This is a genomic window from Thermomonospora echinospora, from assembly GCF_900108175.1.
Taxonomy (GTDB): Bacteria; Actinomycetota; Actinomycetes; order Streptosporangiales; family Streptosporangiaceae; genus Thermomonospora; species Thermomonospora echinospora.
On the sequence record NZ_FNVO01000007.1, the window covers coordinates 141,845 to 158,699 of the forward strand.

The window sequence follows — 16,855 nt, forward strand, 5'->3', positions numbered from 1 at the left end:
GCTACCGCCGCTTGCGGGGACCGCTGCGGGCCTGGTTCACCTCGACCGGGGCCTGCCGGTCGAACCGGTCGTAGGCGTCCACGATCTGCGTGACCAGCTTGTGCCGTACCACGTCGTGGCTGGTCAGCCTGCAAAAGTGGATGTCGTCGATGCCCTCGAGGATCTCCTGCACCACGCGCAGGCCGCTCTGCTGGCCGCCGGGCAGGTCCACCTGGGTGACGTCGCCGGTGACCACGACCTTGGAGCCGAAGCCCAGCCGGGTCAGGAACATCTTCATCTGCTCGGGCGAGGTGTTCTGCGCCTCGTCCAGGATGATGAACGAGTCGTTGAGGGTGCGGCCGCGCATGTAAGCCAGCGGCGCCACCTCGATGGTGCCCGCGCTCATCAGCCGGGGTATCGAGTCGGGGTCGACCATGTCGTGCAGCGCGTCGTACAGCGGCCGCAGATACGGGTCGATCTTCTCGTACAGCGTGCCGGGCAGGAAGCCCAGCCGCTCCCCGGCCTCCACCGCCGGGCGGGTGAGGATGATCCGATTGACCTTTTTGTCCTGCAGCGCCTTGACCGCCTTGGCCATCGCCAGGTACGTCTTGCCGGTGCCGGCCGGGCCGATCCCGAACACGACGGTGTGCTTGTCGATGGCGTCGACATAGCGCTTCTGGTTCAGCGTCTTGGGCCGGATTGTGCGGCCCCGGCCCGACAGGATGTCCAGGTTGAGGACCTCCGCCGGGCTCTCGGCGGTCTCCGCCCGGAGCATGGCGAGGCTGCGCTCCACCGCGTCCGGGGTGAGCTGGGTGCCCCCCTTGAGCAGCGTGATCAGCTCGGCGAACAGCCGGGAGACCAGCTCGCTCTCGTCCTCGGGGCCGGTCACGGTGATCTCGTTGCCCCGCACGTGGATGTCGCTGTGGAAGGCGTGCTCGATGACGTGCAGCAACTCGTCCCGGGAGCCCAGCAGGCTCACCATCGAGTGGTCGTCCGGCACCACGATCTTGACCTGGGAGCGCGAACCGCCGGTGCGGCGCCGGGCCCCCGCGTGAGTGATTTCCACCATCAGCCGGCCTTACGGCCTTTCCGACCTGCTCTCTTGTGTCCGTGATCCGATGGTCTGCCTGTGCCTCCATGGTACTGGCGGGCAGGGACATCGCGCCCGGTCATTTGTCGGGGGCTGGCCCGGACGGCTCAGCCGGGCGGCCAGTTCAGGCCACGTCCGCCCAGGACGTGCGCGTGCACGTGGAAGACGGTCTGGCCGGCCTGGGGGCCGGTGTTGAACACCAGCCGGTATCCGGTGTCGGCGATGCCCTCGTCGGCGGCGACCCCGTGGGCCTCCTTCAGCACCTCGGCCAGCAGGTCCGGGTCGGCCGCGGCCAGCGCGGCCGCGTCGGCGTGGTGCTCGCGCGGGATGACCAGGACGTGGGTGGGGGCCTGGGGATTGATGTCACGGAACGCCACCGTGCGCTCCGTCTCCCGGACGATCTTGGCCGGGACGTCCCCTGACACGATCTTGCAGAACAGGCAGTCCGACGTGGACACTGGCAGGCTCCCTACTGGCTCGCCGCGCGGCACGGTCCCGCGGGACCGTTCGGCCGCTGCGCATATTACCGATCCCGTCCCCCCTGGTCAGCCCGAGGCCATCGGCAAAATCCCCGATATACCGCCTCGTAACCTGGGGAATTGCGCCGGGCTCGCGCGCCGTGCGCGCCGCCCCCGCGTGATCATCAACGTGTCCGTTGGGGGGACGGGATCGACCGCGGCTGGTTAAGGTTGCAGGGCGACGAACCCCCCGGAGCGCAGGCGTTCCCCGCACCGCGTCAGCGACGGACCGGGTTCGCAGATCCATGCCGTACCGAAACGACCATCCGATTGGACGGCTGGGGACGGCAAAGGCGGCGGACTAGGTGACCGAGGCACGACAGAACATGCCCTTTCGTAAACCGGACGACGAGGGTGCGCGTCCCACTGACGTGACCGAGACCCTCGTGGCCAGGGGCGCGGCGGGCGCGGTGACCGTCGCCTGGGACGCCGATCAGGCGGTGACCGCGCTGTACGCCTCCAACTACCGACCGCTGGTGCGGCTCGCCGCCATGCTGGTACGCGACGTCGCCACCGCCGAGGAGGTCGTCCAGGAGGCGTTCATCGCCATGCACGGCGGCTGGCGGCGGCTGCGTGACCCCGACAAGGCCCTGTCGTACCTGCGCCAGTCGGTGGTGAACCGGTCGCGTTCGGTGCTGCGGCACCGGGCCGTGGTGGAGAAGTACGCGCCCAAGGGCCTGCCGGACGCACCGAGCGCGGAACTGGGCGCCATCGTCGAGCTGGAACGCAGCGCGGTGGTGGACGCCCTGGCTGGGCTGCCTACCCGGCAGCGCGAGGCCCTCGTGTTGCGCTACTACGCCGATCTGTCCGAGGCGGAGATCGCCCGCGCGATGGGCATCAGCCGCGGAGCCGTCAAGAGCCACACGGCACGCGGCATGGCCGCCCTCCGTAACGTCCTGGAGCAACTGTCATGACCACCCACCCCCACGACGAGCACGGCGAGATCCTGCGCCGTGCGCTGCACGCGGAGGCGGACAGGGTCGAGCCCGCTCCGGACGGGCTGGAACGCATCCGCGCCGGCATCGAGCGGCGTTCCCGCCGGCGGTTCGCCGGCCTGGCCGGCTGGGCGCCGGTCCGGTTCTGGCCACCGGGGGGCTGGAGCCGCCCGGTGCTGGCGGTCGGGGCCGCCGTCGCGATCGTGGCGGTCGGGGTGTCGGCGCCGCAGACCATCGACCGCATCACCTCGGCCGGCCGGCACGGTCCCGCCGACGGGGACGAGCGTCCGTCCGGCGCCGTCTCCGGGACGGGCTCGGCGGGCCAGGTCGGTCAGCTGCCACCCGCGGCCGGCCCCGGGCAGCAGACGGCCCCCCTCCCGGGGCAGCCGCCCACCTCCCCGGTGCCCGGCGCCCCCGGCGCACCCCCCTGCACACCCGTCGAGCAGCCGTCGCCGGGGCAGCCCTCCGCGACCGCCGGCCCGGAGGGCCCGCAGCTCACGGCGACGCCCTGCCCGGAGCCGAGCGGCCCGTCCGCCTCCCCCGAGCCCAGCGACGAGCCCTCCTCGCCGGAGCCCACCGAGCCGCAGGAGCCGCCCACCGACCCGAACACCCCCTCGCCGACGCCCGAGCCCCAGCAGACCGAGAGCCCCTGACCGGGCCGCCGGGCGCCGGGGCCGCCGGTGGACTTCCGCCGCCGACAGACCGCCCGCCGGGCTCTACCAGCGGCCGGTGGCGCTGAGCAGCACCGCGGCCGCGGCGACGCCGGCGGTCGAGGTGCGCAGTACGGTCGGGCCCAGCCGTACGGCGACGGCGCCGGCCGCGGTGAAGCGCTCCAGCTCCTCGTCGGTGATGCCGCCCTCCGGGCCGACCACGACGACGATCTCGTCATCGGCGGGCAAGTCCACGGTGCGTAGCGGCACGGTGGCCGCCTCATGCAGCACGACGGCGCGGGCGGCGGCCGCCAACCGCGCGGCCACCTGCTCGGTGGTGGCCAGATCCGGGACCTCGGGCAGCCGGCTACGGCGGGACTGCTTGGCGGCCTCGCGGGCGGCCGAACGCCACCGACCCAGCGCCTTGTCCCTCCGGTCCGGCCGCCAGCGGGTGACGCATCGCGCCGCCTGCCAGGGCACGATCTCGTCCACGCCCGCCTCGGTCATGGTCTCCACCGCCAGTTCGCCCCGTTCGCCCTTGGGCAGGGCCTGGACGACCACCAGGCGGGGGCTTGGCGGCTCCTGCCGCTGCCGGGACAGCACGTCCAGGACCAGCCGCTCCTTGCCGGCGACCTCGGCGACCACGCATTCGGCCAGCAGCCCGGCGCCGTCGGTCAGGTCCACCCGCTCACCGGGGCGCAGCCGCCGGACGGTGACCGCGTGCCGTCCCTCGGGGCCGTCCAGGACCACCCGGTCGGCGCCGAGGGAGCCGGGCGCGGCGAGGAAGACGGGCGCGCTCACGCCGGCCTCCGGCCGCCCGTGCGGCGGGCGGCCCGTCCGGCCGGGTGCACAGAGCCGTCCGCCCGGCCGGTGTCGTGGCCCCGCGGTCCGTTCATAGTCCGCTAGTGGCTGTTGAAGACGTCGCGCAGCCGGGAGAAGAAGCCCTGCTGGCCCGGGGCGAACTTGCCCGGGGGCCGCTCCTCGCCGCGCAGCTTGGACAGCCGCCGCAGCAGCTCCTCCTGCTCCTCGTCCAGCTTGGTAGGCGTCTCCACGTTGACGTGGATCATCAGGTCGCCGCGGCCGCTCTCGTTGAGGTGCCGCACGCCCCGCCCGTACAGCGGGATGACCTGGCCGGACTGAGTGCCGGGCCGAATGTCGACCTCCTCGGGCCCGTCCAAGGTCTCGATGACGACCTGGGTGCCCAGCGCCGCCGCCGTCATCGGGATCTGCACGGTGCAGTGCAGGTCGTCGCCCTCCCGTTCGAAGATCGGGTGCGGGCGCTCCACGATCTCCAGGAACAGGTCGCCGGCGGGCCCGCCGCCGGGGCCGACCTCGCCCTCCCCGGCGAGCTGGATGTGGGTGCCGCTCTCCACCCCGGCCGGGATCCGCACCTTGATGGTGCGGCGGGTGCGCACCCGGCCATCGCCGGAGCACTCCGGGCAGGGGTGGCGGATGACGCTGCCGTAGCCGCCGCACTGCGGGCACGGCCGGGCGGTCATCACCTGGCCCAGGAACGAGCGGGTGACCTGCTGCACCTCGCCCCGGCCGTGGCAGGTGTCACACGTCTCCGGGTGGGTGCCGGGCGCGGTGCCGGCCCCGGAGCAGGCGGTGCACACCACGGCGGTGTCGATGGCCAGCTCGCGGGTGGTGCCGAAGGCGGTCTCGGCCAGGTCCAGCTCGACCCGCAGCGTGGCGTTGCGGCCCCGCCGGGCGCGGCTGCGCGGGCCCCGCGAGGCCGCGGTGCCGAAGAAGGCGTCCATGATGTCGCTGAACGGGAAGCCCGCGGCGCCGAACCCGGCGCCGGCCCCCGCGCCGCTGGGCGCGAACGGATCGGCCCCCAGGTCGAACATCTCCCGCTTCTTGGGGTCGGAGAGCACCTCGTAGGCCTGGGTGATCTCCTTGAACCGCTCCTGGGTCTCCGGATCGGGATTGACGTCCGGGTGGAGTTCCCGCGCGAGCCGCCGGTAGGCCTTCTTGATCTCGTCCGGGCTCGCGTCGCGGCGCACCCCGAGGATCGCGTAGTAGTCGCGTGCCACTTACGACCCCGCGAGGATCTGTCCGACGTAACGTGCCACTGCCCGTACCGCTCCCATCGTGCTGGGGTAGTCCATTCGGGTCGGTCCGAGCACGCCCAGCCGGGCCAGTGCCTGATCGCCGACGCCGTAGCCGGCGGCGACCACGGAGGTCGACCGCAGGCCCTCGTGCGGATTCTCGGTGCCGATCCGCACCGTCAGGGTAGACGAATCACCGGCCTCGCCGAGCAGGCGCATCAGCACCACCTGTTCCTCCAGCGCCTCCAGCACGTCACGCAGGCTCTGCGAGAAGTCCACGTGCGCCAGATTGGCCGCCCCGGCGAAGACGATCTTCTCCTCGTGCTTTTCGACCAGGGTCTCCAGCAGCACCGACAGCACCGTGGCCGCCACCGGCCGGTCGTCCGGGGGGACCTGCTCGGGCAAGTCGGACACCGCGCCCGGCGCCTCGGTCAGCCGGCAGCCGTCCAGGCAGGTGTTGAGCAGCGCGCGCAGGTGCGCCACGGAGTCCTCCGCGACTGGGGCGTGGGTCTCGATGACCCGCTGCTCTACCCGCCCGGTGTTGGTGATCAGCACCAGCAGCAGCCGCTGGTCGGCCACCGGCACCAGTTCCACATGGCGCACCGACGAGCGCGACAGCGAGGGGTACTGCACCACCGCGACCTGCCGGGTCAGCTGGGCCAGCAGCCGGACGGTACGGCCGACCACGTCGTCGAGGTCGTAGGCGCCGTTCAGGAACGTCTCGATGGCGCGGCGCTCCGCCGACGACAGGGGCTTGATCGTGGACAGCCGGTCCACGAACAGCCGGTAGCCCTTATCGGTGGGCACCCGGCCCGCGCTGGTGTGCGGCTGGGTGATGTAGCCCTGCTCCTCCAGCACCGCCATGTCGTTGCGGATGGTCGCCGGCGAAACGCCGAGGCTGTGTCGTTCCACCAGCGCCTTGGAGCCCACCGGCTCATTGGTGGAGACGTAGTCCTCGACGATGGCGCGCAGCACCGCGAGTTTGCGGTCGTCGAGCACGTGGTCACCTCCTTGCGGCCCGCATACTGGCACTCCTTCTACCCGAGTGCCAAGTCTACGGCGGTTCGGCCGGTGCCGGAGGACCCGGCACGGTACCCTCCGCCCCGCCACGCCGATCGACCGGGAGGAACATCCCGCGCGGGCGGCCCCGGCGGACCGCGTCGTTAGAGTCCGGTCTGTGCGGAGCAAGGACTATGGCGATGACGTGCTAGCGGGCGACTGGCGACGGCCCCGCAAAGGGCAGATCCCCCAAATCCCGGCCGAACGGGATCTGGTCGTCGAGGACCCCGGCAGCGGCTTCTGCGGCGCCGTGGTGGCCTGTGACAAGTACGGCGTGACGCTGGAGGACCGGTTCGGGGAACGCCGGGTCTTCCCGCTCGCCAAGGCGGGCTTCCTGCTGGAGGGCAGGCCGGTGACGCTGGTGCGGCCGCAACGGGCGGCGGAGGGCGCCCGGCGGGACCCGGCGCGGTCGGCCTCCGGGTCGGTCGTGGTGCAAGGCCTGCGCGCCCGGGTGGCCAAGGAGAGCCGCATCTACGTCGAGGGTCTGCACGACGCGGAACTGGTGGAGAAGATCTGGGGCCACGATCTGCGTGTCGAAGGAGTGGTGGTCGAGTATCTGGAAGGTATTGACGACCTTCCCGCGGTGGTAGAGGAGTTCGGGCCCGAACCGGGCCGGCGACTGGGCGTCCTGGTGGACCACCTGGTCGACGGCTCCAAGGAAAGCCGGATCGCCGCCCAGGTCAGCTCGCCTTACGTGCTGATCACCGGGCATCCCTTCATCGACATCTGGGAGGCCGTCAAACCCTCGGCCGTGCGCATCGGGGCCTGGCCGAAAATTCCGCGCGGCGTACCGTGGAAAGAGGGGGTCCTGGAGGCGCTCGGCTGGCCCGGCGACGTCCGGGCGGGCTGGCAGCGGATTCTCGGTTCGGTGAATTCCTACACCGACCTGGAACCGGAACTGCTGGGGCGCGTCGAAGAGCTAATAGACTTCGTCACCGCTCCCGAGCCCCCCGCCTGAACGATGCTCGGAAGGAGCTCAAGGCATGACGTACGGGACCCCCGAACAGCCCGGCTACGGACAGCAACCCGGATACGGACAGCCCGGTTACGGACAGCAGCCCGGCTACGGGGCGGATCCCGGGGGCTATGGCCAGCCCTCCCCCGGCTACGGACAGCCGGGATACGGCGCTCCGGAGGGGTACGGGGCACAGCCCGGCTACGGTCAGCCCGGGTACGGTCAGCCAGGCTACGGGCAGGTCCAGCCCTACGGCCCGCACGGTTACGGCGCCCCCGCCACGCCGGACGAGCGCAACTGGGCGATGCTCACGCACCTGGGGCAGTTCGTCTTCGGCCTGTTCGCCCCGCTGGTGGTCTACCTCATCAAGAAGGACGAGTCGGCCTTCGTCCGCTTCCACGCGGCGCAGGGCCTCAACCTGGCCATCACCCAGAGCATCTACACGGTGATCAGCCTGGTGCTGATGCTCCTGCTGATCGGCTTCGTCACGATCATCGCGGTGGCCATCGCCTGGCTGGTGCTGCTCGTCGTCGCGGCGGTGGCGGCCAACCGCGGCGAGTGGTATCGCTTCCCGTCCTTCATGGCCTGGCCGATGGTCAGCTGACGGTGAGCTGATCCGGGGCCCGGGGGCCCGGGGCCCGGATCAGGTGAGGTCGCGGACGACGGCGTCGGCGAGCAGCCGGCCGCGCAGTGTCAGCACCGCGCGGCCCCGCTCGTACGGCGCCGGCTCGATCAGGCCCTCGGCGACGGCCCGCCGTACCGCCGCGTCGTCCAGCAGTTCGGCGGGGCACCCCTGGGCCAGCCGCAGTTCCAGCATGATCCGCTCGATACGGCGGTCCTCGGCGTCCAGGACCTCACGGGCGTGTGCCGGGCTGCGGCCTTCGGCCAGCCGCGCGGCGTACGCGGCGGGATGCTTGACGTTCCACCAGCGGGTCCCGCCGACGTGACTGTGCGCGCCGGGGCCGACGCCCCACCAGTCCGCGCCCGTCCAGTAGAGCAGGTTGTGCCGGCAGGCGGCCTGCGGGCCGCTCGCCCAGTTGGAGATCTCGTACCAGCGCAGCCCGTGGGCGCTCAGCATCTCCTCGGTCATCAGGTACCGGTCGGCCATCGCGTCGTCGTCGGGGGCGGCCAGCTCACCGCGCCGCACCCGACCGGCCAGCCGGGTGCCCTCCTCGACAATGAGCGCGTAGGCCGACACATGGTCGGGCTCTGCCTTCAGCGCGGCTCGCAGGGAGGCCCGCCAGTCGTCGTCACTCTCCCCCGGCGTCCCGTAGATCAGGTCGAGGTTGACGTGCTCGAAACCGGCCTCCCGCGCCCATCTGGCGACCTGCGGGACGCGTCCGGGCGTGTGGGTGCGGTCCAGGACCGCCAGCACGTGCTCGCGGGTGCTCTGCATCCCGTAGGAGATCCGGTTGAACCCGGCGGCGCGCAGCTTGCCCAGATAGCCCTCGTCCACCGACTCGGGGTTGGCCTCCGTGGTGACCTCGGCACCTGCGGCCAGGCCGAATTCCGCGTCGATCGCGGCGAGGATCCTGCCCAGGTCGTCGGGTGCAAGCAGGGTCGGCGTACCACCCCCGAAGAACACCGTCTCCACCGGCAGATCGGCGTCCCCCAGCACCCGCCGGGCCAGGCGGACCTCCGCGATCGCGGTGTCGGCGTAGGACTCGCGGCTCGCCCCCGGCCCCAGCTCGGTCGCCGTGTAGGTGTTGAAGTCGCAGTAACCGCAGCGCGTCACGCAGAACGGCACGTGGACGTAGAACGCCAGCGGCCGCGTGCCGAGCCCGTCCAGGGCGCTGCCGGGCAGCGCGCCGTCGGCGGGAACGGGGTCACCATCGGGCAGGATCGCGGGCACCCCCCCAGTCTGCCCGCTGTGACCGCGTGCCCGGACCCTCCCGTCCCGCCGCCAGGACACCGCCTCGCCGCTAGGACGCCGCCTCGCCGGTGGCCTCGCGGAGCTTGTCCTTCAGCCAGCCGGGGATGTGCTCGCTGGAACGGGGGAAGCGGTCGAGGTCCAGGGCGTAGGCCGAGGCGGTGAGCGGAGGCGTGAAGTCGGGCTCGCCCTCGTAGTCGAACTCCACGCTGTACCGGCCGGACCTCTCCACGACCAGGCGGGCGGTGAACCACGCGCCCTTGTCCGCGCGGTAGGTGGCGGCACGCAGTTCGTCCATGTGCTTGATGGCCCGGCCCGGCGGGACGAGGCTGCGCGTACTGCCGTCCATGCAGACGGTCTCCAGCGAGGCGCTGTCGATCCCCACCGTCGCGTAGAACGCGAAACTCAGCCGCCGCCACCCCGGCGGCGCGACGGCCGACAGCGCCCGCACCGCGCTCTCCACGACCTTCCGCTCCCTGGGCGAGCGCAAGACCTGGTCGGGGTGGGTCACATGAACCTCCTCAGCCGTATGAATGCGTTCCCGACGCTATCGTTTCGGACCGCCGCACCGGGGGAACCGGTCACCCCCTGCCAGGGCATCCGCGACATCTCCGCGGCCCGCCGGTGACCGGAATGTGAGTGAACGGCCCTAACGTGATCACAGGTCCGGATACGTTCGGCCGGGGGCCGTTGGGGAGGGGGCGGGGCCATGTGGAGTGAGGACGCGCGGGCGCACGGGCGGGTGCCGGTCCGGGTGGTGCTGCGGGGCGAGCCGGACGGCTGGCATTGCGTGGTCGCCGACCAGGCCGGGAGCGAACAGCGGATCCCGCTGGGCGAAAGCGGGGTGCGCTGGCAGACCGGGGGACGCCGCGACGAGGAGCCCCCGTGGTGGCGGCGGCGACTGGCCGAGATCGCCGAGTCGCTGCGCGAGCGGGTCGCGACGATGCTCACCGACCGCTGTTTCGAGCTGTTCGGCTGCGAGGCCGACATCGCCTGGTTCGGAGTGGACGAGCCGATCCTCTGGGAGGGACTGGTGACCCTGCGCGAGCCCGATCCCGCCCGTTTCCCGGGCGGGGCGAGCCCGTTCGTGGTCACGCTGGCGCCGGGGCGCGGGGTGCTGCTGCCCGGTGCGGATGTGCTGTTCGAAACCCTGGCCGCGGACGCCTGGACGGCGCTGGAGGCGGTGTCCCGGTCGTGCCGTACCCCGCTGCCCAGGCGGAGCTTCCTGTGCGGCTCGGCCGACCACCGCAGCGTACGGGTGGGACGGGGCTCGCTGGCGGTGTCCACCGACCGGCGGCCGGACGGGACGGAGCGGGTCGGCATGGTCTTCGGCGAGCGCCCGCTGGGCTGGGGCGGCAATCCCGGCCTGCGGCTGCGGCTGGACGGCATCGACCTGCTGGACGAGCCGGCCGAGGACGTGGTGCGGCTGCTCGGCGAACTCGGCCACGAGGTGGTGGGACACGGCCGGCTCCGGCGGCTGCCCGCGCTCGGGCTCACCCTCTACGGGCGCGAGGGGCGTTCCCCGGACGACGACGGCCGGTTCGCCGGGGCGTCGCTGGCCCCGCCGGACGCTCGCGGCCTCCACCGGGCGTGACGGTGGGACGTTCCGCACGCGATACCGAGATTCCGGGAACCTTACGGGCGTTTGGACACTCATACACTTCATCAGTGGTTTCCCAGTGGGCCCTTTGAGAGGAGTCCGCCATGGCCTACGGTTCTCCCCCGCCGGCACCGGGCCCGGGCCGGCAGCCCGGATACGGCGGGCAGGCGCCGTGGCAGCAGCAGCCCTCTCCCGGCCCGTACGGTCCGGGCCCCCAGGCACCGCCGCCCGGTCCGCCCGGCCCGTACGGACCCGGCCCCGGACCCGGACCCGGTCAGTACGGGCCCCCGCCCCAGCCGCCCGCCCACGGCCTCGGCGGGCCGACCAGGCAGGCCCCGACGGGTCCGCCCTCCCCTCAGGAGCAGAACTGGGCGCTGATGGCCTACTTGGGCCAGTTCCTGACCTCGGCGATCGCCCCGGCGGTGGTCCTGGTGACCAAGGGGGGCTCCCCGTTCGTCCGCCGGCACGCCGTGCAGGGCCTCAACATCGCCATCGGCGCCATCGTCGTGTGGGTGGTGGGCATCCTGCTCACCCAGCTGATGGACGCCCTGGCCCTGATTCCGCTGGCCTACACGGCCGCCGTCATGTACTTCCTGGTGCGCGCCGCCATCACGGTCAATCGGGGGGAGTTCCTGCGGGTGCCCGCCTTCATCGCCTGGCCGCTGCTGAAGTGACCCGGCGCCCCGGCTCCGGATGAACGGCCGTTCCGCCCGCGTCACGAGGCCCGGGATCATCCCCCGGCGGGACGGGCTGCGGGCTCGGGGCCCGGCAGGATGGTGATCGTGCCGGGCTCGCCCGGGGGCTGGTCCAGGCGGACGACCCGTCCCGGATAGGTGCGCTCGGCGATCGCCACGTCGCGCTCGTCCCACTCGCCGTAGAAGATCGGGCAGCCGTCCTCCAGCTCCACCTTCTCGGCCCCGGTCGGCCAGCGGTGCCCGAAGGCGTCGACGAGGATCGGCTCCTCGCACGACGGCAGGTCCGGTCCGATGTACTCCATGTTCCTCCCCCTCCGGCGGCCCGCCCAGCGGGACGTCCGATCGAAGATCGACGCGGGTGCCAGCTCCAGCCGGAACGGCTCGGTCAGCTGCCGGCGGTCGCCGGGGACGACCACGGCCCGTTCCGCGTAGCCGCCGTCGGCCAGCTCGTACACGTGCACCCGCAGCTCGGCCCCGGTGGGATCCACCACCCAGTAGTGCGGCACCCCGAAGCGCTGGTAGGCGTCCTTCTTGGCCCCCAGGTCACGGCCCCGCGACGCCGGAGAGACCACCTCCACCGCCAGCAGCGGCGCCCCCTCCACGTACCGGCGCCCGCCGGCGGCCTGCTCGTCCCGGCAGACCAGCAGGTCCGCCCGCAGCCAGGTGCCGCCGTTCAGCCGGATGCCGTGGCCGGTCAGCGACTGCGTGCCGGTGGATTCGGCCAGGGCGAGGGGAAGGACGAGATCCGAGACCAGGACCTGATGCAGCAGTGAATGACCCACGACTCCCAGTGTCGCGGCCACAACACCGCGTAGCCGGAGATTTACCGATCCTTGGTGGGAAGGTCTGCGGGAAGGCCGTCGCCCCGCCCGCCCGGACGGTGTGCCACAGCGGCGGCGGCCGGTCAGGGGCTCACCGGAACGCCGTCGCCCCGCCCTGCTCGGGGGAGAGTGCCAGGGCGCGTCGCGATCCGCCGGGCCGGCCGACGGCCCGGCCGTGGGCCGTCATCCCCCCGTTGTCGACCGGCGCCGCAGTTCGTCGGCGAGTTCGCCGAGGCACTCGGTGAGCTGCCGGTCGGTCATCTCCCGGACGGACCGCCCGCAGCCCTCACGCCGGTCCTTCTCCTCACCGGAGGGGGCGGTGACCTTCGGATCCTCGCCCTCCTGCCCGTCCTGTCCGGGCGCGACGGTCTTCGGCCGGACCCGGCCGGTCGCCGACAGGTCGATGTAGAAGGCGGTCTGGCCGTTCTGCACCCCGTACACACGCCAGGTGTCCCCACCCAGCGGCACGAACTCCTGCAGCGCGCCCCCGGAGTTGAGGAAGTTCGGGTACGGGCTGGACGGGCCGGAGATGTGCGCCACGGCCTGGGCCTTGAGCGTGCCGAGACTGGCCACCTGAGGATCGCCGTCCGCCAGGACGTACACGTCGTAGCGGTTGAGCCGGCCGCTGTCGCTCTGGTCGGCCGGGGCCACGCCGTAGGCGATCAGCGCCTGGGACTCGCTGCCGCGCGGGGTCAGCGGCGTGACGTAGTACAGGCGCTTATCCGAGCCGCGCAGCAGGTACTCGCCGGGGTTCTCGCTCTGGGTCTCGAAGTCGCTGGGCTCGAAGCCGAACGAGGAGCGGTTGCGGTGCTCACGGCCCGCCGACCACTGCGTCGCGTCGCGCTGGGCGCGTACCAGCGAGATCGAGTACACCGGGCCGGGCAACTCGCCGGGCCGGGCTCGCGGACGGTACTGGACGACCGGGCGCCCGCCCGCCGAGCCGCGCAGCACCAGCACTCCTCCGGAGGTCTGGACCGTGCGCTGGGCGTACCCGATCTGCCGCTGGACCGGGATGACGACGACGGGGCGGTCGTTCTCGCAGTAGCCCCAGATGTCGGTGTCGTCGTAGACGAGCCGGGGATACCGCTCGGCCAGCAGGTTGCGCAGGCTGTTCTTACGGCTCCCGCCGAACGCCCGGTCGATGCGGTAGTCGCCGGCGAAGCGGCACACGCGGGCGGTGTTGGTGACGCCGTCCCACTCGGCCACCCCGTACATCGGCTGGCGGATGCCCGACCCGTCGAGGACCGCCGACCACCGGCCGGTGTTGTCGGCCTCTCCCCACAGGTACGTCAGGGTCATGTCCATGACGTCGACCCGCTGGACGGGCGAGGCCGCGTTGTTCATCGCCGTCCGTGCGGCGGCCAACGACGAGGTCCGCGCCTCCCAGCGCAGCGAGGAGTAGGCGGTGTCCTTCTTGACGCAGGAGCGCACGTCGTGGCCGCCCAGCCGGTCACAGGCCCGGCCGTCGCCCGGCCGGGCGCCCCGCAGCAGGTCGGTCAACGAGCCGGGCGGCCTGTCCAGGTCGGGTACGTGGAAGACGGTGGCGCCACTGTAGTAGCGCCCGGCGTCCTTGTCGTTGTCCCACAGCACCGCCGTGAACGGCCAGGCCAGCACGACGACCGCCAGGACCGCCGATCCCCAGGCTAGGGCCGCCGCGCCCGCGTCGAAGTCGAACGCCTCGGACTCGATCCAGCCGACCGCCAACGCCGTGACGACCAGTCCCGCCGCGACCCACAGCCAGCCCAGGGCCGTCACGGCGGTCAGGTCCCCGTCCGGGAAGAACCAGCGCCGCAGCAGGTGGGCGTACGACTGGTTGATCCTGAAGCCCGGCATCAGGAGGGCCAGGACCCACCACAGCAGCCATGCCAGGGCGGGCATCCACCCCCAGACCACCACCAGCGTGACAATCCGCCGCTTCCACGGCCCGCGTTCGCCCATCGCCGCCACCCAGCCCGTTCCTCACCGAGGATTCCGTGCCGTTACGACGTTCGGGAAGGTATGGGAGATCCAGGAAGGGAGGGACTTGTCACCATCGGGTGGCCTCGATGCCGGTCGCCCTCCCCGGGCGACCGGGCCGGCGGGCTACTTCCTGCCCTTGTCGGCGGAGCCTCCGGTGGACAGCGCGGCGACGAAGGCCTCCTGCGGGACGTCCACCCGCCCGATGGTCTTCATCCGCTTCTTGCCCTCCTTCTGCTTCTCCAGCAGCTTGCGCTTACGGGAGATGTCGCCGCCGTAGCACTTGGCGAGCACGTCCTTGCGGATGGCGCGGATGTTCTCGCGGGCGATGATCCGCGCGCCGATCGCCGCCTGGATCGGCACCTCGAACTGCTGCCGCGGGATCAGCTCCTTGAGCTTGGCCGTCATCATCAGGCCGTACTCGCGGGACTTGTCCTTGTGCACGATCTGGCTGAAGGCGTCCACCGACTCGCCCTGCAGCAGGATGTCCACCTTGACCAGGTCGGCCTGCTGCTCGCCGCTGGGCTCGTAGTCCAGCGAGGCGTAGCCGCGGGTGCGGGACTTCAACTGGTCGAAGAAGTCGAAGATGATCTCGCCCAGCGGCATGGTGTAGCGGATCTCGACGCGGTCCTCCGACAGGTAGTCCATGCCCTGCAGCACCCCGCGGCGGCCCTGGCACAGCTCCATGATCGCGCCGATGTGGTCGCTGGGCGTCAGGATGGTGGCCTTGACCACCGGCTCGTACACCGCGGAGACCTTGCCCTCGGGGAACTCGCTGGGGTTGGTGACGACGTGCTCGGTGCCGTCCTCCATGACCACCCGGTAGATCACGTTGGGCGCGGTGGAGATCAGCGTCAGGTCGAACTCGCGCTCCAGCCGCTCCCGGACGATCTCCATGTGCAGCAGCCCGAGGAAGCCGCAGCGGAACCCGAAGCCCAGCGCGGCCGAGGTCTCCGGCTCGTACACCAGCGCCGCGTCGTTGAGCCGGAGCTTGTCGAGGGCGTCGCGCAACTCCGGGTACTGGTCGCCGTCCACCGGGTAGAGCCCGGAGAACACCATCGGCTTGGGGTCCTGGTAGCCGCCCAGCGGCTCGGGCGCCGACCGGGAGGCGGTGGTGACGGTGTCGCCGACCCGGGCCTGCCGGACGTCCTTCACTCCGGTGATCAGGTAGCCGACCTCGCCGGCTCCCAGCCCGTCGACCGGCTTGGGCTCCGGCGAGATCACCCCGACCTCGAGGGTCTCGTGGGCGGCGCCGGTGGACATCATCAGGCTCTTCTCGCGTCCGGACAGATGCCCGTCCACGATCCGCACGTAGGTGACCACGCCGCGGTAGGTGTCGTACACCGAGTCGAAGATCAGCGCGCGGGCCGGGCCGTCCGGGTCGCCGGCCGGCGCCGGGACCGTCTCGACGATCCGGTTCAGCAGTTCGGCCACGCCCTCGCCGGTCTTGCCGGACACCCGCAGCACGTCGGACGGGTCGCAGCCGATGATCCCGGCCAGTTCCTCGGCGTACTTGTCCGGCTGTGCGGCGGGCAGGTCGATCTTGTTCAGCACCGGGATCAGGTGCAGGTCGGCGTCCAGCGCCAGGTAGAGGTTGGCCAGCGTCTGGGCCTCGATGCCCTGGGCGGCGTCCACCAGCAGCACCGCGCCCTCGCAGGCGGCCAGCGACCGCGACACCTCGTAGGAGAAGTCCACGTGGCCCGGGGTGTCGATCAGGTTGAGGACGTAGTCCCGCCCGTCGGCGCCCGTCCACGGCAGCCGCACCGCCTGGCTCTTGATGGTGATGCCGCGCTCGCGCTCGATGTCCATCCGGTCGAGGTACTGCGCCCGCATCTGGCGCTCCTCGACCACTCCGGTGAGCTGCAGCATCCGGTCGGCCAGGGTCGATTTGCCATGGTCGATGTGCGCGATGATGCAGAAGTTCCGGATGATCGCGGGATCGGTCTTGTTGGGCTCAGGCCTGGGCACCGGGGTCCGTTCACAGGTCACAGGTGGATAGATCTTGCCGTCTTCCATAGTCCCATGTCCGCCGCCGTGCTCCGGACCCGGTGGTGCGCCCGGCCGGAATCCCGCCGCGAACGGGACGCGCGTCCCATGTGTCCGGGATCTCCCGTCTCCTACTGTCGTGACATGCCTCGCGGACCGGAACGCCGCCCGGGAAGCGGGGCCAGTGCGGGCGGTGGTACCTCAGTTGGTGCCACCGCCCAAGCGTTGTTCCGCCGCCTTCGGTTTGGGTGTGGGTCTCACCGGTTGGTAGGCTGTGCGACTGCGTGTGGCGTAGCGCTGTGCCGCGAGCACCGCCGCCACGTTTTTTCGTTGGAGCCTGTCCCCTCTGGGCAGGCGTGGAATGCGACCAAGCTGAGGCACTACGACGTGGCGAACATCAAGTCCCAGATCAAGCGGAACAAGCAGAACGAGAAGGCCCGGCTGCGCAACAAGGCCGTGAAGTCGGAGCTGAAGACGGCCGTCCGCCGGTTCCGCGAGGCCGCGGAGTCCGGCGACGTCGAGGCCGCCGTCGCCGCCCAGCGCCACGCGGCCCGCAAGCTCGACAAGGCCGCCAGCAAGGGCGTCATCCACAAGAAGCAGGCCGCCAACCGCAAGTCGGCGATCGCCAAGCGCGCCGCCGCCCTCCAGGCCGGATGACGCGCCGGGCCGATCCGGCCCGGACCCTGGACG

At 71.9% G+C, this 16,855-nt stretch carries 17 protein-coding genes; 7 read left to right on the top strand and 10 right to left on the bottom strand.

All coding sequences use genetic code 11. The features are described from left to right. Nucleotide 1: 1 nt before the first annotated feature. Complete coding sequence (locus tag C4U03_RS18180; RefSeq protein ID WP_103938983.1) at nucleotides 2-1,048, bottom strand: PhoH family protein; 1,047 nt, start codon at nucleotides 1,046-1,048, stop codon at nucleotides 2-4. A 128-nt stretch (nucleotides 1,049-1,176) separates the two neighbouring features. Next, nucleotides 1,177-1,527, bottom strand: a complete 351-nt coding sequence (locus tag C4U03_RS18185; RefSeq protein ID WP_103938984.1) for a histidine triad nucleotide-binding protein — start codon at nucleotides 1,525-1,527, stop codon at nucleotides 1,177-1,179. Between the two features lie 431 nt (nucleotides 1,528-1,958). Here C4U03_RS18185 and C4U03_RS18190 point away from each other — a divergent pair, with 431 nt between their 5' ends. After that, nucleotides 1,959-2,501 carry a SigE family RNA polymerase sigma factor gene (locus C4U03_RS18190; RefSeq protein WP_103938985.1) on the top strand — a complete coding sequence of 181 codons (543 nt, stop codon included), beginning with the start codon at nucleotides 1,959-1,961 and terminating at the stop codon, nucleotides 2,499-2,501. Beyond that, nucleotides 2,498-3,175 (top strand): hypothetical protein, encoded by a 678-nt coding sequence (locus C4U03_RS18195; RefSeq protein WP_103938986.1) that lies wholly within the window; start codon nucleotides 2,498-2,500, stop codon nucleotides 3,173-3,175. The genes C4U03_RS18190 and C4U03_RS18195 overlap by 4 nt, the downstream gene beginning before the upstream one ends. A 63-nt stretch (nucleotides 3,176-3,238) precedes the next feature. Here the strand turns inward: C4U03_RS18195 and C4U03_RS18200 are convergent, their stop codons facing one another. From C4U03_RS18200 to hrcA, 3 genes are all read right to left on the bottom strand, one after another. Continuing rightward, entirely contained in the window at nucleotides 3,239-3,973 is a 735-nt protein-coding gene (locus C4U03_RS18200) for a 16S rRNA (uracil(1498)-N(3))-methyltransferase (RefSeq protein ID WP_103938987.1), read from the bottom strand. Nucleotides 3,974-4,074: 101 nt separating this feature from the next. Beyond that, nucleotides 4,075-5,208, bottom strand: coding sequence for a molecular chaperone DnaJ (gene dnaJ, locus C4U03_RS18205; protein ID WP_103938988.1), 1,134 nt, complete (start codon nucleotides 5,206-5,208; stop codon nucleotides 4,075-4,077). Next, the gene (gene hrcA, locus C4U03_RS18210) at nucleotides 5,209-6,222 is read right to left on the bottom strand and encodes a heat-inducible transcriptional repressor HrcA (RefSeq protein ID WP_103938989.1); all 1,014 of its coding nucleotides are present in this window, start codon (nucleotides 6,220-6,222) and stop codon (nucleotides 5,209-5,211) included. It lies immediately after the preceding gene. A 178-nt stretch (nucleotides 6,223-6,400) separates the two neighbouring features. On the opposite strand from hrcA, the gene C4U03_RS18215 reads away from it, so the two are divergent. Next, nucleotides 6,401-7,240, top strand: coding sequence for a DUF3097 domain-containing protein (locus tag C4U03_RS18215; protein WP_103938990.1), 840 nt, complete (start codon nucleotides 6,401-6,403; stop codon nucleotides 7,238-7,240). Between the two features lie 25 nt (nucleotides 7,241-7,265). Further along, nucleotides 7,266-7,841, top strand: coding sequence for a DUF4870 domain-containing protein (locus tag C4U03_RS42850; RefSeq protein WP_103938991.1), 576 nt, complete (start codon nucleotides 7,266-7,268; stop codon nucleotides 7,839-7,841). Nucleotides 7,842-7,880: 39 nt separating this feature from the next. Here the strand turns inward: C4U03_RS42850 and hemW are convergent, their stop codons facing one another. Together hemW and C4U03_RS18230 are read right to left on the bottom strand one after the other, a co-directional pair. After that, entirely contained in the window at nucleotides 7,881-9,089 is a 1,209-nt protein-coding gene (gene hemW, locus C4U03_RS18225; RefSeq protein ID WP_103938992.1) for a radical SAM family heme chaperone HemW, read from the bottom strand. 70 nt (nucleotides 9,090-9,159) lie between these two features. Further along, nucleotides 9,160-9,618 (bottom strand): hypothetical protein, encoded by a 459-nt coding sequence (locus C4U03_RS18230; protein WP_103938993.1) that lies wholly within the window; start codon nucleotides 9,616-9,618, stop codon nucleotides 9,160-9,162. A gap of 198 nt (nucleotides 9,619-9,816) precedes the next feature. On the opposite strand from C4U03_RS18230, the gene C4U03_RS18235 reads away from it, so the two are divergent. Together C4U03_RS18235 and C4U03_RS42525 are read left to right on the top strand one after the other, a co-directional pair. Then, nucleotides 9,817-10,701, top strand: coding sequence for a hypothetical protein (locus C4U03_RS18235; RefSeq protein ID WP_103938994.1), 885 nt, complete (start codon nucleotides 9,817-9,819; stop codon nucleotides 10,699-10,701). A 110-nt stretch (nucleotides 10,702-10,811) separates the two neighbouring features. Then, entirely contained in the window at nucleotides 10,812-11,381 is a 570-nt protein-coding gene (locus tag C4U03_RS42525; protein WP_160147032.1) for a DUF4870 domain-containing protein, read from the top strand. A gap of 56 nt (nucleotides 11,382-11,437) precedes the next feature. On the opposite strand, the gene C4U03_RS41175 is transcribed toward C4U03_RS42525, so the two are convergent. From C4U03_RS41175 to lepA, 3 genes are all read right to left on the bottom strand, one after another. Beyond that, nucleotides 11,438-12,184 carry a Uma2 family endonuclease gene (locus tag C4U03_RS41175; RefSeq protein ID WP_200827304.1) on the bottom strand — a complete coding sequence of 249 codons (747 nt, stop codon included), beginning with the start codon at nucleotides 12,182-12,184 and terminating at the stop codon, nucleotides 11,438-11,440. Nucleotides 12,185-12,406: 222 nt separating this feature from the next. Continuing rightward, nucleotides 12,407-14,161, bottom strand: coding sequence for a hypothetical protein (locus tag C4U03_RS18250; protein WP_200827305.1), 1,755 nt, complete (start codon nucleotides 14,159-14,161; stop codon nucleotides 12,407-12,409). 144 nt (nucleotides 14,162-14,305) lie between these two features. Further along, nucleotides 14,306-16,195 (bottom strand): translation elongation factor 4, encoded by a 1,890-nt coding sequence (gene lepA / locus C4U03_RS18255; RefSeq protein WP_103938997.1) that lies wholly within the window; start codon nucleotides 16,193-16,195, stop codon nucleotides 14,306-14,308. A 357-nt stretch (nucleotides 16,196-16,552) separates the two neighbouring features. On the opposite strand from lepA, the gene rpsT reads away from it, so the two are divergent. Then, the gene (gene rpsT / locus C4U03_RS18260) at nucleotides 16,553-16,822 is read left to right on the top strand and encodes a 30S ribosomal protein S20 (RefSeq protein ID WP_103938998.1); all 270 of its coding nucleotides are present in this window, start codon (nucleotides 16,553-16,555) and stop codon (nucleotides 16,820-16,822) included. Nucleotides 16,823-16,855 lie beyond the last annotated feature (33 nt).

What these genes read in the sequence shown, in the direction of transcription:
- C4U03_RS18180 (WP_103938983.1), bottom strand. Translation starts at nt 1,048, where the DNA reads ATGGTGGAAATCACTCACGCGGGGGCCCGGCGCCGCACCGGCGGTTCG.
- C4U03_RS18195 (WP_103938986.1), top strand. Translation starts at nt 2,498, where the DNA reads ATGACCACCCACCCCCACGACGAGCACGGCGAGATCCTGCGCCGTGCG.
- C4U03_RS42850 (WP_103938991.1), top strand. Translation starts at nt 7,266, where the DNA reads ATGACGTACGGGACCCCCGAACAGCCCGGCTACGGACAGCAACCCGGA.
- C4U03_RS18235 (WP_103938994.1), top strand. Translation starts at nt 9,817, where the DNA reads ATGTGGAGTGAGGACGCGCGGGCGCACGGGCGGGTGCCGGTCCGGGTG.
- C4U03_RS42525 (WP_160147032.1), top strand. Translation starts at nt 10,812, where the DNA reads ATGGCCTACGGTTCTCCCCCGCCGGCACCGGGCCCGGGCCGGCAGCCC.
- C4U03_RS18250 (WP_200827305.1), bottom strand. Translation starts at nt 14,161, where the DNA reads ATGGGCGAACGCGGGCCGTGGAAGCGGCGGATTGTCACGCTGGTGGTG.
- lepA (WP_103938997.1), bottom strand. Translation starts at nt 16,195, where the DNA reads ATGGAAGACGGCAAGATCTATCCACCTGTGACCTGTGAACGGACCCCG.